Consider the following 14887-nt stretch of genomic DNA (forward strand, 5'->3'; position numbering starts at 1 on the left):
CAGGAGACCGAGATGGAGCAAAGCCGTGGAGACTCCGGGGTCGCAGTCGTCGCTGCACCGCGCCAACCTGGAACGTGTGGTGCGCGCGGTGCGCGCGGCCGGCTCGCTGACCCAGGCGGACATCGCCAGGACCACCGGTCTGTCTGCGGCCACGGTGTCCAACATCGTTCGGGAATTGAAGGAATTCGGCACCGTCGAGGTCCGCCCCACCTCGGCCGGCGGGCGCCGGGCGCGCAGCGTCTCGCTCTCCTCCGACGCCGGTGTGGTGGTCGGCGTCGACTTCGGCCACTCCCATCTGCGGGTCGCCGTCGGGAACCTGGCCCACCAGGTGCTCGCCGAGGAGGCCGAGCCCATCGACGTCGACGCCTCCGCCGGCCAGGGCTTCGACCGGGCCGAGAAGCTGGTCGCGCGGCTGCTGGGCGTGGCGGGGGTCGACCGGGGCAAGGTCATCGGCATCGGCCTCGGCGTGCCCGGCCCGATCGACGTGGAGACCGGCGTGCTGGGCTCCACCGCGATCCTCCCGGGCTGGCGGGGCACCAACCCGCGCGAGGAGCTGGCCGCGCGCACCGGCGTGACGGTCCACGTGGACAACGACGCCAACCTCGGCGCCCTCGGCGAGCTGGTCTGGGGCAGCGGCCGGGGCGCCGGCGACCTGGCGTACATCAAGGTGGCCAGCGGCGTGGGCGCCGGCCTGGTGATCAACGGGCAGATCTACCGCGGCCCCGGCGGCACGGCCGGGGAGATCGGGCACATCACGCTGGACGAGTCGGGCCCGGTCTGCCGCTGCGGGAACCGGGGCTGCCTGGAGACCTTCGCCGCCGCCCGGCACGTGCTGCCGCTGCTGCACGCCAGCCACGGCCACGACCTGACCATGCAGCGCGTCGTCCAGCTCGCCCGCGAGGGCGACCCCGGCTGCCGCCGCGTCGTCGTGGACGTCGGCCGCCACATCGGCACCGGCGTCGCCCAGCTCTGCAACCTCCTCAACCCCAGCCGCGTCATCCTGGGCGGCGACCTGGCCGAGGCGGGCGAGATCGCCCTCGCCCCCATCCGCGACTCGGTCGGCCGCTACGCCATCCCCAGCGCCGCCCGCCAGCTCTCCGTGGTGCCCGGCGCCCTCGGCGGCCGGGCCGAGGTCCTCGGCGCCCTGGCCCTGGTCCTGCGGGAGATGGGCGACGGCATGCTGCTCGCCCCGGCCGCGGCGACCGCCTGACACCGGACCCCGCATCAGCACGGCGTGCGTTCAAGAGTTGGCGCGCCACCACCGTGCGCGGCCACGCCCGCCTGGTGACGTATCTCGCATCCTGAGATCGCGAGGGTCCTACTGGTCACACTAAACTCGTCGGACGGCCGCCCAAGCGCCCGACGCAAGGAGGAAAGGTGCCGCTGCTGACCCGCATTTCGGGGCCGCGCGATCTCGACCGGCTCAGCCCCGCCCAACTGGAGGAGCTGGCCGCTGAGATCCGCTCCTTCCTCATCACGGCGGTCGCCAGAACCGGCGGGCACCTGGGACCCAACCTCGGCGTCGTCGAGCTGACCATCGCCCTGCACCGCGTGTTCGACTCGCCCACCGACCGCATCCTGTGGGACACCGGCCACCAGTCCTACGTCCACAAGCTGCTCACCGGCCGCCACGACTTCTCCGGGCTGCGCAGCAGGGGCGGCCTGTCCGGGTACCCCTCGCGCGCCGAGTCCGAGCACGACGTCATCGAGAACAGCCACGCCTCCACCGTCCTCGGCTGGGCGGACGGCCTCGCCAAGGCCACCCAGCTCCGCGGCGGCGACAGCCACGTGGTCGCCGTCACCGGCGACGGCGCGCTCACCGGCGGCATGGCCTGGGAGGCGATGAACAACATCGCCGCCGCCAAGGACCGGCCGCTGGTCATCGTCGTCAACGACAACGAGCGCTCCTACGCGCCGACCATCGGCGGCCTCGCCAACCACCTGGCCACCCTGCGCACCACCGACGGCTACGAGCGCTTCCTCGCCCGCGGCAAGCAGATGCTCAACCGCACCCCCGTCGTCGGCCGCTCCCTCTACGGCACCCTGCACGGCGCGAAGAAGGGCCTGAAGGACGTCATCGCCCCGCAGGGCATGTTCGAGGACCTGGGCCTGAAGTACCTCGGCCCGATCGACGGCCACGACATCCAGGCCCTGGAGTCCGCTCTCCACCGCGCCAAGCGCTTCGGCGGCCCGGTCATCGTGCACTGCCTGACCGAGAAGGGCCGCGGCTACCAGCCGGCCCGCGACGACGAGGCCGACCAGTTCCACGCGGTGGGTGTCATCCACCCCGACACCGGCCTGCCGGTCTCCGCCTCGGGCGCCGACTGGACGTCCGTCTTCGGCGAGGAGATCGTCAAGATCGGCCGCGAGCGCGAGGACATCGTGGCCATCACCGCGGCCATGCTCCGCCCGGTGGGCCTCCAGGCGTTCGCCGAGGAGTTCCCCGAGCGGGTCTTCGACGTCGGCATCGCCGAGCAGCACGGCGCGGTGTCCGCCGCCGGCCTGGCCACCGGCGGGCTGCACCCGGTCTTCGCCGTCTACGCCACCTTCCTCAACCGCGCCTTCGACCAGCTGCTGATGGACTGCGCCCTGCATCGCTGCGGCGTCACGTTCGTCCTCGACCGGGCCGGCGTGACCGGCCCCGACGGCGCCTCGCACCACGGCATGTGGGACATGTCGATCCTCCAGTGCGTGCCCGGCCTGCGGCTCGCCGCCCCCCGCGACGCCGAGCAGCTGCGGGCCCAGCTCCGCGAGGCCGTCGCCGTCGAGGACGCGCCGACCGTCGTGCGGTACTCCCGGGGCAAGGTCGGCGCCACGGTCCCGGCCGTCGACACGGTCGGCGGCATGGACGTGCTGCGCGCGGCGGGCACCGACCGCCCCGACGTGCTGATCGTCTCGGTCGGCGCGCTCGCCCCCTCCTGCCTGGAGGCCGCCGAACTGCTCGGCCGCCAGGGCATCACCGCCACCGTCGTCGACCCCCGCTGGGTGAAGCCGGTGGATCCCGCGCTGCCCGCCCTGGCCGCCGACCACCGGGTGGTCGTCACGGTCGAGGACAACTGCCGCGCGGGCGGCGTCGGCTCGGCCATCGCCCAGGCCCTGCGCGACGCCGACGTGGACGTCCCGCTGCGCGACTTCGGCATTCCCGACCGCTTCCTCGGGCACGGCACCCGCGAGCAGATCCTCGCCGAGGTGGGGCTCACCGGCCCCGACATCGCCCGCCAGGTCACGGGCCTCGTCGCCCGCCTCGACGGCCGGTACGACGCCGCGGAGGCCCAGCTCGGCCGCGAGTGACCGCCCCGGGCGACCACCGCGCGGGACACCGGAGACACCGCGGGCCAGCGCCACGCGCGACCCACGACCCGGCCCGGAGCGGCCTCAGCCCTGCACCGCGGCCGGGTCCATCCACACGACCTCCCACTGGTGGCCGTCCGGGTCCAGGAAGCTCCGGCCGTACATGAACCCCTGGTCCTGGGCGTCCATGGCCGGCTGCCCCCCGGCCGCCAGCGCCCGGTCCACCAGGTCGTCCACCTGCTCGCGGCTCTCCGCGGTGAGCGCGATGATCGCCGTCGTGCTCGTCGCCGGGTCCGCGATCTCCTTCTTGGTGAAGGTCCTGAAGAACGGCTCGGTGAGCAGCATCGCGTAGATCGTCTCGCTGATGACGAGACAGGCGGCGTTCTCGTCGGTGAACTGCGCGTTGAACGCGTACCCGAGCTTGCCGAAGAACGTCTTGGAGCGCTCCAGGTCCTTCACGGGCAGGTTGACGAAGATCATCGTGGACATGGTGGTGCCTTCCCTCTCGGTGCGCGCCCGCGTGGTGCGGCCGTCACAGGGATGGACCCCCGCCCCGCCCGGAACTCATCGGTCCTGCGGAGAAATCCTCTCCAGCAGGTCCCGCGGCCCGCTCACCCCGGCGCCCAGCGCCGTCACCCGCTCCCGCAGCCCCCGGTCCGCGGTCACCACCACGCACGGCCGCCCGCCGCCCTCGTCCCGGACCAGTTCCACGATCCGGTCGTCCCCGCTGCCCGGCGCCGACACCACCCGCACGCCCGGCACCGACGCCACGTCCCGCGCCGCGCGCCTCGTACGGTCGGACGTCACTCGGGAACGCCGGCCGTGCCCACCGGCAGGAACCGCCGGCCGACGACCCGCTCGCTGATGCCCTCACGGTCCAGGTACGGGGTGATGCCGCCCAGGTGGAACGGCCAGCCCGCGCCGGTGATCAGGCACAGGTCGATGTCCTGCGCCTCGGCCACCACGCCCTCGTCCAGCATGAGCCCGATCTCCTCGGCGATCGCCTCCAGGGCCCGCGCGCGCACCTGCTCCTCGGTGAGCACCGTGTCGCCCACCTTGAACAGCGCCGCCACCTCCGGGTCCAGCTCCGGCGTGCCCGAGTCGTAGACGTAGAGCGTGCGCTTCCCGGCCTCGACCACCCGGCCGAGGTTCTCCGACGTGCCGAACCGGTCCGGGAACGCCTTGTGCAGCGTGCCCGCCACGTGGTGGGCGACCGCCGGGCCGACCAGGTCGAGCAGCACCACCGGGGACATCGGCAGCCCCAGCGGAGCCAGCGCCCGGTCCGCGACCTCGACCGGCGTGCCCTCGTCGATGGCGCCCAGCACCGCGCCCATGAAGCGGGTCAGGATGCGGTTGACGACGAACGCCGGGGCGTCCTTCACCAGCACCGCCGACTTCTTCAGCGACTTGGCCACCGAGAACGCCGTCGCCAGCGAGGCGTCGTCGGTCTGCTCGGCCCGCACGATCTCCAGCAGCGGCAGCACCGCCACCGGGTTGAAGAAGTGGAAGCCGACGACCCGCTCCGGGTGCTTCAGCTTCGACGCCATCTCGGTGACCGACAGCGAGGAGGTGTTGGTCGCCAGGATCGCGTGCTCCGGGACCACGGCCTCCAGCTCGGCGAACACCTGCTGCTTGACGCCCATCTCCTCGAAGACGGCCTCGATCACGAAGTCCGCGTCGGAAAACGCCTCGGCCTTGTCCAGCGACCCGGTCACCGCGGCCTTCAGCCGGTTGGCCTTGTCCTGGTTGATGCGGCCCTTGAGGAGCTGCATGTCGATCTGCTCGTGGACCCAGCCCACGCCCTTGTCGACCCGCTCCTGGTCGATGTCGGTGAGGACCACCGGCACCTCCAGGCGGCGCACGAACAGCAGCGCGAGCTGCGAGGCCATCAGGCCCGCGCCCACGATGCCGACCTTGGACACCTTCCGGGCCAGCGACTTGTCCGGGGCGCCCACCGGCCGCTTGGCCCGGCGCTGCACCAGGTTGAACGCGTACAGGCCGCTGCGCAGCTCGTCGCCCATGATCAGGTCGGCCAGCGCCTGGTCCTCGGCCGCGAAGCCCTCGCGCAGGTCGCCGTTGCGGACCTGGGAGATGATGTCCAGCGCCCGGTAGGCGGCCGGGGCCGCGCCGTGCACCTTCTCGTCCGCGATGGCCCGGCCGCGCGCCACGGCCTGGTCCCAGGCCTCGCCGCGGTCGGGGTCCTGCCGGACGACCTCGATCTCGCCGCGCAGCACGGCCGAGGTCCACACCAGGGACTGCTCCAGGAAGTCGGCCGCCTCGAAGATCGCGTCCGCGATGCCGAGCTCGTACACCTTCGGGCCGGAGAGCATCCGGTTCTGGTTGAGCGCGTTCTCGATGATGACGGTGACCGCGCGGTCCGCGCCGATCAGGTTCGGCAGCAGGGTGCAGCCGCCCCAGCCGGGCACCAGGCCGAGGAAGACCTCGGGCAGCGCGAACGCGGCGATCGACCGCGACACCGTGCGGTAGGTGCAGTGCAGGCCGACCTCGACGCCGCCGCCCATGGCCGCGCCGTTGTAGTAGGCGAACGTCGGCACGGGCAGCGCGGACAGGCGCTTGAACACCTCGTGGCCGCCGATGCCGATGGTCAGCGCGTCCTCGCGCCTCTTCAGCACCTCGACGCCCTTGAGGTCGGCGCCCACGGCGAAGATGAACGGCTTGCCGGTGAGGCCGACGCCGACGATCTCGCCGGCCTCCGCCTCGGCGGCCACCTGGTCGATGGCCGCGTCCAGGTTGGTCAGCGACTGCGGGCCGAAGGTGGTCGGCTTGGTGTGGTCGAACCCGTTGTCGAGGGTGATCAGCGCGAACCGCCCGGCACCCCCGGGCAGATCGAGGTGACGGACGGTGGCCTGCGTGACCACCTCGTCCGGGAACCCCTCGGCCGCGCCCTTCAACAGCTCAGCGGTCTTGCTCACGGCATCTCCTCGCTTGCTTCTCCGCCCGCACGGCGAGAGGTGGCGGCCATCGTGGTCATCTGCGGCCCGGGGGCCGTGCGTGCGTCGCTCACCGGCCCTCCCAGTGCGGGTTTTCCCAGATCACCGTCGCACCCATGCCGAAGCCGATGCACATGCTCGTCAGGCCGTACCTGACGTGGGTGTTGTCCTCGAACTGGCGGGCGAGCTGCGTCATCAGCCGGACGCCCGAGGAGGCCAGCGGGTGGCCGAACGCGATCGCGCCGCCGTACTGGTTCACGCGCGGGTCGTCGTCGGCGATGCCGTAGGCGTCCAGCAGCGCGAGCACCTGGACGGCGAACGCCTCGTTGATCTCCAGCAGGCCGATGTCGTCCATCGTCAGACCGGCCTTCTCCAGCGCCTTGCGCGTCGCCGGCACCGGGCCGAAGCCCATGACCTCGGGCTCGACGCCCGCGAACGCGTAGGAGACCAGCCGCATCTTCACCGGCAGGCCCAGCTCGCGCGCGACCTCCTCGGCGGCGATGACCGAGGCCGTCGCGCCGTCGTTGAGGCCCGCCGAGTTGCCCGCCGTGACCCGGCCGTGGGCGCGGAACGGCGTCTTCAGGCCGGCCAGCGCCTCCAGGGTGGTCCCCGGGCGCATCGGCTCGTCCTGCGTGGCCAGGCCCCAGCCGACCTCGCCGGCGTCGGGGCTGGTGCGGCGGATGGCGACCGGCACCAGGTCGGGCTGGATCTTGCCGTCGGCGTACGCCTTGGCGGCCTTCTCCTGGCTGCGCACCGCGTACTCGTCGGCGCGGGCCTTGGTCAGGTGGGGGAAGCGGTCGTGCAGGTTCTCCGCCGTCATGCCCATGAACAGGGCGGACTCGTCGACGAGCTTCTCGGCGACGAAGCGGGGGTTCGGGTCGACCGACTCGCCCATCGGGTGGCGGCCCATGTGCTCGACGCCGCCCGCGATGGCGATGTCGGCCGCGCCGAACGCCACCGCGCCCGCGGTCGTGGTGACCGCGGTCAGCGCGCCCGCGCACATGCGGTCGATGGCGTAGCCGGGAACGCTCTTCGGCAGACCGGCGAGGATCGCGGCGGTCCGGCCGATGGTGAGGCCCTGGTCGCCGATCTGGGTGGTGGCGGCGACGGCGACGTCGTCGACACGCTCCGGCGGGAGCTGGGGGTTGCGCCGCAGCAGCTCGCGAATGCACTTGATGACGAGATCATCGGCGCGGGTCTCGTGGTAGATCCCCTTGGGACCCGCCTTGCCGAACGGGGTGCGGACGCCGTCGACAAAGACGACATCCCTGACGGTACGCGGCACGATGGCTTCTCCTCCACGCCGAAGATGAGCGTTCCACCGCCCATGCTACTCGCCGGTAACCGCGTGGCAAGGCCGGACGAAGGCCAGCGTCGTACGTCACAGCACGTTCCGGACGGAGTCGGCCCAAAGTCCCCGGGCGGGGCCCTCACGCCCCCGCGGCAAGGGCCTGGGACAGCAGCTCCGCCGTCTGGGTGATCTGCCACTCGCGGGCGCCCAGCAGGCGCAGCGCCTCGGTCACCCGATCGGGCGCGGGGTCCGCCGGGGGCTCCCAGCACAGGCGGCGGACCACGTCCGGCGCCAGCAGGTTCTCCTGCGGGAGGTTCAGCTCCTCGGCGCGCGCCGTCACGGCGGCCCGGGCCGCCGTCAGGCGGGCGGCGGCGGCCGGGTCCTTCTCGGCCCAGGCCCGCGGCGGCGGCGGCCCGGCGGCCGGCTGCCCCGGCTGCGGCAGCTCCGCCTCCGCCAGCTCGCGCGCCCGGTCGATCGCCGCCTGCCACTGCTGGAGCTGGCGGCGGCCCATCCGGTGGCCGAAGCCGTGCAGCCCGGCCAGGGTGCGCACATCGGTCGGCATGGCCTGGGCGGCGGCCACGATCGCCGCGTCCGACAGCACCTTCCCCGGGGACAGGTCCCGCCGCTGGGCGACCTCGTCCCGGGTGGTCCACAGCTCCCTGACCACCGCGAGCTGCCGGCGCCTGCGCACCTTGTGCACGCCCGAGGTGCGGCGCCAGGGGTCCTTGCGGGGCGGCGGCGGGGGAGCGGCGGCAATGGCGGCGAACTCCTCCAGCGCCCAGTCGAGCTTCCCCTGCCGCGTCAGCTCTTCCTCCAGCGCGTCCCGCAGGTCGACCAGCAGCTCCACGTCCAGCGCGGCGTACCGCAGCCAGGGCTCGGGAAGCGGACGGCTGGACCAGTCGACGGCGGAGTGCCCCTTCTCCAGGCTGTATCCGAGGACGGTCTCCACCATCACGCCGAGACCGACCCGGGCGAAGCCCGCCAGCCGGCCGGCCAGTTCCGTGTCGAACAGTCTGGTGGGGACCATGCCTATGTCCCGCAGGCACGGCAGGTCCTGGGTCGCCGCGTGCAGCACCCACTCGCTGGAGCCCAGCGCGGAGCCGAGCCCGGACAGATCGGGACAGGCGACGGGATCGATGAGCGCGGTGCCCGCGCCCTCGCGGCGCAGCTGGACGAGATAGGCGCGCTGCCCGTACCGGTAGCCGGAGGCGCGCTCGGCGTCGACGGCGACGGGGCCGCTCGCGGCGGCGAAGGCGTCGGTGACGGCGGCGAGGGCGGCGTCGTCCGCGATGACCGGGGGAACGCCCTCGCGCGGGGCCAGCAGGGGGACCGGCGCCGGACCCGACGGCTCAGGGGTGGAGAGTCCGGAAGCTGCTTCGGCGGTCTGCTGGGCGTCGGTCACCTGTCAAGGGTAACTGTGTGCGCATGGTGCACAACGTCTCCGCGCGCCCCCGGCTCCCGCCCGGGGGCAAGGGGCCGGGGGTGACGAATCAGTGCTGGCTCAGTGAATGATTCCGGTACGGAGGGCGACGGCGACCATCCCGGCACGGTCACCCGTGCCGAGCTTGCGGGCGATGCGGGCGAGGTGGCTCTTGACGGTCAGGGCGGACAGCCCCATCGAGACGCCGATGGCCTTGTTCGACTGGCCCTCCGCCACCAGCCGCAGTACCTCGACCTCGCGACCGGACAGCTCCCGGTACCCGCCCTGGTGGGCCGGGGCGCCGGGCGGGCGGCGGTGCATACGGGCCGCGCCGCCGAGATGGGCCGCGCCGTGACGGGACGGCGGCCCGAGGTTGTTGCGGGTGCCGGTGACGACATAGCCCTTGACGCCACCGGCCAGGGCGTTGCGGACGGCGCCGATGTCGTCGGCGGCGGAGAGGGCCAGACCGTTGGGCCAGCCGGCCGCCCGGGTCTCGGACAGCAGGGTCAGCCCCGATCCGTCGGGGAGATGAACGTCGGCTACACAGATGTCGCGCGGATTGGCGACGCGGGGACGGGCCTCGGCGATGGACGACGCCTCGATCACGTCCCGGACGCCGAGAGCCCACAGGTGGCGGGTCACGGTCGAACGGACGCGAGGGTCGGCCACGACGACCATGGCCGTCGGCTTGTTCGGGCGGTAGGCGACGAGGCTTGTGGGGTGCTCAAGAAGAACCGACACCGGGCCTCCCGGGAGGGGTGGGGTGGGGACGGATCAGACTCCTGGGGAGGAGTCGGGGCGATCCGGATGGAAGGGTCACTGACCTCTTCGGCAGGAATCTCCGGCGGCTTTAGAGAATGATCACGAACCGGTGATTCGTCATCCCGGACCCGCACCCACCCGTTCCGGTCACGCCGTCCCGGTCACGCCCGGGTCACCCGGCCGGATCACCCGCCCGGTCGCCCGCCCCGGCCGCGCCGCTCCCGTCACGCCTGGCGGGGTCCCCGGCGGCGGGGCAGGGCCGTCACGGCCGAGCCGTTCGACTCCGGCGGCAGCCCCGCGCACTGCGCCAGCAGACCGCACCAGGCCAGCAGGTGCCCGCCCGCCTCCGCCGGGTCCGCGGGCGTCCACGACGCGCGCAACTCCAGCTCCGCGCGCGCCGGTCGCTCCGCCAGACCGCCGAAGTAGCTCGAACCCGCCCTGGTGACCGTCCCGTTGGCCTCCCGGTACGCCAGCGCCCGCAGGTCGAGCGACTCCGTCAGCCACGACCACGCCACCTCCGGGAGCAACGGGTCGGCCGCCAGCTCCGGTTCGAGGTCGGCGCGGGCCAGCGTCACCACCCGGAACTCGCCCCGCCACGACTCCTCGCCGGCCGGGTCGTGCAGCAGGACGAAACGGCCGTCGGCCAGCTCCTCCCCGTCCGTGCCCACCGACGCCGCCAGCGCGTGTGCGAACGGCGCCAGCCGGCGCGGCGCCGGCAGCGGGGACAGCCGCACCTCGGCTCTCGGGCGGGCCGCCTCCAGCGCGGCCACCGCCTCCCGGAAGGCGAACGGACCCGCGACACCAGGGTCGTTCATATCTCCGGACTCCTCCGCCTGGTGGGTTCGAGACGCTGCCATGGCCGGTAACCCTAGGCGCCCGAACGGCCGCCCGGCGGTAGCCACACCCGTGCGCCCGGCCATTCCCCGGGGCATGGGAGACTTCTCGGTGTGACAGTGACCGAGTCCGCGTTCCTGCGCGCCTGCCGCCGCGAGTCCGTGCCGCACACCCCCGTCTGGTTCATGCGCCAGGCCGGGCGCTCCCTCCCCGAGTACCGCAAGCTCCGCGAGGGAATCGCCATGCTCGACTCGTGCATGCGCCCGGATCTGGTCACCGAGATCACGCTCCAGCCGGTGCGCCGCCACGGCGTGGACGCCGCCATCCTCTTCAGCGACATCGTGGTGCCGCTCAAGGCCATCGGCGTGGACCTCGACATCCGGCCCGGCGTCGGGCCCGTCGTCGCCCGGCCCATCCGCAGCCGCGCCGACCTCGCCCAGCTCCGCCCGCTGGAGCCGGACGACGTCAAGTACGTCACGGAGGCCGTCGGCATGCTCACCGGCGAGCTGGGCGGCACCCCGCTCATCGGCTTCGCCGGCGCTCCCTTCACGCTCGCCAGCTACCTGGTCGAGGGCGGCCCCTCCCGCAACCACGAGCACACCAAGGCCCTGATGTACGGGGACCCGGAGCTGTGGGCCGAGCTGCTCGACCGGCTCGCGGGCATCACCGCCGCCTTCCTCGCCGTGCAGATCGAGGCCGGGGTCTCCGCGATCCAGCTCTTCGACTCCTGGGCCGGCGCCCTCTCCCCGGCCGACTACCGGCGCGCGGTGCTGCCCGCGTCCAGCAAGGTGCTGGGCGCCGTCGCCGGATCCGGGGTGCCGCGCATCCACTTCGGCGTCGGCACCGGCGAGCTGCTGGGCCTGCTCGGCGAGGCCGGCGCGGACGTCGTCGGCGTCGACTGGCGGGTGCCGCTGGACGAGGCCGCCCGCCGCGTCGGCCCGGACAAGGCGCTCCAGGGGAACCTGGACCCGGCCGTCCTCTTCGCGCCGCGTGCGGCCGTGGAGGAACAGACCAGGCGGGTGCTGGACTCGGCCGCCGGGCTGCCCGGCCACATCTTCAACCTCGGCCACGGCGTGCTGCCCGACACCGACCCCGACGCGCTCACCCGCCTGGTGGCGTACGTCCACGAGCGGACCGCCCGCTGACGGCAACGCGGGGATGCCGCGCCTCACCCACCGAATCACCGGACGAAGCACGCCGCCACCGCCGTCCCGGCCGCGTCGAAAGACCGCATAAGGGCGTTTCCGCCCCCGGCAACTCCCGTCACACGTACGGTTGTTGAGCCTTCCTCCGAGGTCTCGCGACGGACCCGCCCACGCGTCTGCGACAGTGGAGACATGCATGTGATCGTCGTCGGCGGCGGGATCTCCGGTCTCGCCGCCGCTCACCGGCTGCTCGCCGCCGGGGTCCGGGTCACTCTCCTGGAGACGTCCGGACGCCTCGGCGGCAAGCTCCGCACCGGGCAGGTCGCCGGAGTCCGGGTGGACCTGGGCGCCGAATCGATTCTGGCCCGCCGCCCCGAGGGCACGGCCCTGGCCCGCGCCGTCGGCCTCGGCGACGTGCTGCGCCCGCCCTCGGTGACCAGCGCCGCGATCTGGACCAGAGGCGCGCTGCGCCCGATGCCCCAGGGCCAGGTGATGGGCGTGCCCGCGACGGCCGCCGCCCTGGCCGGTGTGCTGTCCGACGCCGGTCTCGCCCAGATCGCCCGCGACGCCGAGCTGCCCCCGATGGAGATCGGCGAGGACGTCGCCGTCGGTGGCCTGGTGGCCGAGCGCATGGGCCGCGAGGTCGTGGACCGGCTCGTCGACCCGCTGCTCGGCGGGGTCTACGCCGGTGACGCGTACCGGATCTCGCTCCGCTCCGCCATGCCGCGCCTGTTCGACGCGGCCCGCGAGCACGACTCGCTGCTCGCCGCCGTCCGCTCCCTCCAGCGCCAGTCGCCCGAACACGGCCCGGCCGAGCCGGTGTTCACCGGGATCGAGGGCGGCATCGGCACGCTCGCGGAGGCCGTCGCGCGGGCCTGCCGCGAGCAGGGCGCCGCGCTGGAGACCGGCGTCGCCGTCACCGGCCTGCGCCGTACGGCCAGGGGCTGGGCCGCCGCGCTGGACGACGGCCGGTCGCTGGCCGCCGACGGCGTCGTCCTCGCCGTCCCGGCCGGGGCCGCCGCCCGGCTGCTGGCCGCCGAGGCGCCCGCCGCCGCCGGGGAGCTGGCCGCCGTCGAGTACGCGTCGATGGCCATCGTCACCCTCGCCTTCCGGCGCGCCGACCTGGCGCGGCTGCCGCGCGGCAGCGGCTTCCTGGTGCCCGCCGTGGACGGCCGGACCATCAAGGCGGCCACGTTCACCAGCGGCAAGTGGGACTGGGCCGCCGCCGCCGACCCCGACCTGTTCGTGCTGCGCGTCTCCATCGGCCGGTACGGCGAGGAGGAGGCGCTCGGCCGGGAGGACGCCGAGCTGGTGCGGGCCGCGCTGGAGGACCTGGGTGACGCGGCGGGCCTGGCCGTCAAGCCCGTCGACTCCGTCGTGACCCGCTGGACCGACGGGCTGCCGCAGTACACCGTGGGCCACTTCGCCCGCGTCGCCCGCGTCCGCAGCTACCTCGACGCGCTGCCCGGGGTGCGGCTGTGCGGCGCGGCCTACGAGGGCGTCGGCATCCCGGCGTGCATCGCCGGCGCGCACCGCGCCGCCGGCGACCTGCTGCGCACCGTGCCGCCGGGCCCGAGGGACGAGGCCGGTGAGGACAAGGGGACAATGGCCCTATGACTGCTTCTCCCGACAGGCCCGTGGGCAAGCGCGCCAAGGAGCTCAACGACGTCATCCGGTACACCCTCTGGTCCGTCTTCCGGCTGCGCGGGGCGCTGCCCGAGGACCGCACCGGCTTCGGGGACGAGGTGACCGAGCTGTTCGAGCAGCTCGCCGCCAAGGACGTCACCGTGCGCGGCACCTACGACGTCTCCGGACTGCGCGCCGACGCGGACGTGATGATCTGGTGGCACGCGGGCACGGCGGACGCGCTGCAGGAGGCGTACAACCTCTTCCGCCGCACGAGGCTGGGCCGGGCGCTCGAACCGGTCTGGTCGAACATGGCGCTGCACCGGCCCGCCGAGTTCAACAAGTCGCACATCCCGGCCTTCCTGGCCGACGAGAGCCCGCGCGACTACGTGAGCGTCTACCCGTTCGTCCGTTCCTACGACTGGTACCTGCTGCCCGACGAGGACCGCCGCCGGATGCTGGCGGACCACGGCAGGATGGCCCGCGACTACCCGGACGTGCGGGCCAACACGGTCGCCTCCTTCTCGCTGGGCGACTACGAGTGGATCCTCGCCTTCGAGGCGGACGAGCTGCACCGCATCGTGGACCTCATGCGTCACCTGCGCGGATCCGAGGCCAGGCGCCACGTCCGCGAGGAGATCCCCTTCTTCACCGGCCGCCGCAAGCCGGTCGCCGAGCTGATCGCCGGCCTGGCCTGACGACGACCGGGCCCGCCCCAACGGACGAGGAGAGCGCCGTGAACCTGCTGGACACCCCTATCGCCCGGCTCGACGGGACGCCCGCCACCCTCGGTGACCTGACCGGGGGCAAGGTCGCGCTCGTGGTCAACGTCGCCTCCCGGTGCGGCCTGACGCCCCAGTACGCCGGCCTGGAAGCCCTGCAGAAGGAGCTGGGGGACGGCGGCTTCACCGTCGTCGGGGTCCCCTGCAACCAGTTCGGCGGGCAGGAGCCCGGCACGGCCGGGGAGATCCAGGAGTTCTGCTCCACGACCTACGGGGTGACGTTCCCGCTGACGGAGAAGATCGAGGTCAACGGCGCCGGGCGGCACCCCCTGTACCGGGAGCTGACGGCCGTCCCCGACGCGGCCGGGCAGGTCGGCGACATCCAGTGGAACTTCGAGAAGTTCCTGCTGGCCAAGGACGGTTCGGTCACCGCTCGCTTCCGTCCGGCGGTGGAGCCCGCCGACCCGGCCCTGCGCGCGGCGATCCAGTCCGCACTGGCCTAGGGCCTGTCTTCCGGGTCTTCGCGGGGCCACGGCGCTCCCCCAGCCTGGCGGCTGGGAGGTGTCCCCGGGCCGCGTTGCCGGATCGCGCGAGTACGTCCCCCAGCCCGGCGGCTGGGAGGTGCCCCCACCGTACGAGCTGCGATCCGGCGCCTTGCCGACGCATGGGGGTACCTCCCGGGCCCCCGAGGGCCCGGGGGAGCCAGACCCCGCGGCCTGATCCTCCCCCGGACCGGCGTCCGGGAGGTGCCCCCACGATCCGAAAGATCAGGCCCTAGGTAGGGCCCGGCCGCGTCGGGGACGGCCGTCAGCTCCCGGTACAGGGGGTGCCGCCCGGCGCCGTTG

12 protein-coding genes and 1 pseudogene are annotated in these 14887 nt (G+C 73.6%); 6 read left to right on the plus strand and 7 right to left on the minus strand.

Annotated features, from left to right (window positions below; translation table 11 throughout):
- Window positions 1–25 precede the first annotated feature (25 nt).
- On the plus strand, window positions 26–1210 hold the full coding sequence (locus ACSNOC_RS03335; protein WP_436745683.1) for an ROK family transcriptional regulator: 1185 nt from the start codon (window positions 26–28) through the stop codon (window positions 1208–1210).
- A 167-nt stretch (window positions 1211–1377) separates the two neighbouring features.
- A complete protein-coding gene (gene dxs / locus ACSNOC_RS03340) occupies window positions 1378–3291 on the plus strand; it encodes a 1-deoxy-D-xylulose-5-phosphate synthase (protein ID WP_436745684.1) in 1914 nt (637 codons plus the stop codon).
- An 84-nt stretch (window positions 3292–3375) separates the two neighbouring features.
- On the opposite strand, the gene ACSNOC_RS03345 is transcribed toward dxs, so the two are convergent.
- The 7 genes and pseudogenes from ACSNOC_RS03345 to ACSNOC_RS03375 form a co-directional block, all read right to left on the minus strand.
- Window positions 3376–3780, minus strand: a complete 405-nt coding sequence (locus tag ACSNOC_RS03345) for a VOC family protein (RefSeq protein WP_436745685.1) — start codon at window positions 3778–3780, stop codon at window positions 3376–3378.
- A gap of 75 nt (window positions 3781–3855) precedes the next feature.
- Window positions 3856–4074, minus strand: a pseudogene (locus tag ACSNOC_RS03350) (NTP pyrophosphohydrolase); the annotation flags it as partial.
- A gap of 20 nt (window positions 4075–4094) precedes the next feature.
- Window positions 4095–6224, minus strand: coding sequence for a 3-hydroxyacyl-CoA dehydrogenase NAD-binding domain-containing protein (locus ACSNOC_RS03355; RefSeq protein ID WP_436745686.1), 2130 nt, complete (start codon window positions 6222–6224; stop codon window positions 4095–4097).
- A gap of 88 nt (window positions 6225–6312) precedes the next feature.
- Window positions 6313–7527, minus strand: coding sequence for a thiolase family protein (locus ACSNOC_RS03360; protein WP_436745687.1), 1215 nt, complete (start codon window positions 7525–7527; stop codon window positions 6313–6315).
- Between the two features lie 145 nt (window positions 7528–7672).
- Window positions 7673–8935 (minus strand): HRDC domain-containing protein, encoded by a 1263-nt coding sequence (locus ACSNOC_RS03365; RefSeq protein WP_436745688.1) that lies wholly within the window; start codon window positions 8933–8935, stop codon window positions 7673–7675.
- Between the two features lie 99 nt (window positions 8936–9034).
- The gene (locus ACSNOC_RS03370) at window positions 9035–9694 is read right to left on the minus strand and encodes a LuxR C-terminal-related transcriptional regulator (RefSeq protein WP_436745689.1); all 660 of its coding nucleotides are present in this window, start codon (window positions 9692–9694) and stop codon (window positions 9035–9037) included.
- Window positions 9695–9939: 245 nt separating this feature from the next.
- Window positions 9940–10530 (minus strand): DUF3000 domain-containing protein, encoded by a 591-nt coding sequence (locus tag ACSNOC_RS03375; RefSeq protein WP_436745690.1) that lies wholly within the window; start codon window positions 10528–10530, stop codon window positions 9940–9942.
- A gap of 132 nt (window positions 10531–10662) precedes the next feature.
- On the opposite strand from ACSNOC_RS03375, the gene hemE reads away from it, so the two are divergent.
- The 4 genes from hemE (at window position 10663) to ACSNOC_RS03395 (ending at window position 14545) form a co-directional block, all read left to right on the plus strand.
- Window positions 10663–11694, plus strand: a complete 1032-nt coding sequence (gene hemE, locus ACSNOC_RS03380; protein WP_436745691.1) for a uroporphyrinogen decarboxylase — start codon at window positions 10663–10665, stop codon at window positions 11692–11694.
- 192 nt (window positions 11695–11886) lie between these two features.
- Window positions 11887–13311 (plus strand): protoporphyrinogen oxidase, encoded by a 1425-nt coding sequence (gene hemG / locus ACSNOC_RS03385; protein ID WP_436745692.1) that lies wholly within the window; start codon window positions 11887–11889, stop codon window positions 13309–13311.
- On the plus strand, window positions 13308–14018 hold the full coding sequence (hemQ, locus tag ACSNOC_RS03390; protein ID WP_436745693.1) for a hydrogen peroxide-dependent heme synthase: 711 nt from the start codon (window positions 13308–13310) through the stop codon (window positions 14016–14018). The genes hemG and hemQ overlap by 4 nt, the downstream gene beginning before the upstream one ends.
- Before the next feature lie 38 nt (window positions 14019–14056).
- Window positions 14057–14545, plus strand: a complete 489-nt coding sequence (locus ACSNOC_RS03395) for a glutathione peroxidase (RefSeq protein ID WP_436745694.1) — start codon at window positions 14057–14059, stop codon at window positions 14543–14545.
- Window positions 14546–14887: the final 342 nt, after the last annotated feature.

This window comes from Streptomyces sp. URMC 129 (assembly GCF_051386415.1).
In the GTDB taxonomy this organism is placed as follows: domain Bacteria; phylum Actinomycetota; class Actinomycetes; order Streptomycetales; family Streptomycetaceae; genus Streptomyces.

Coding starts and splice junctions, on each gene's coding strand:
- ACSNOC_RS03345 (WP_436745685.1), bottom strand. CDS start 3,780: ATGTCCACGATGATCTTCGTCAACCTGCCCGTGAAGGACCTGGAGCGC.
- ACSNOC_RS03375 (WP_436745690.1), bottom strand. CDS start 10,530: ATGAACGACCCTGGTGTCGCGGGTCCGTTCGCCTTCCGGGAGGCGGTG.
- hemG (WP_436745692.1), top strand. CDS start 11,887: ATGCATGTGATCGTCGTCGGCGGCGGGATCTCCGGTCTCGCCGCCGCT.
- hemQ (WP_436745693.1), top strand. CDS start 13,308: ATGACTGCTTCTCCCGACAGGCCCGTGGGCAAGCGCGCCAAGGAGCTC.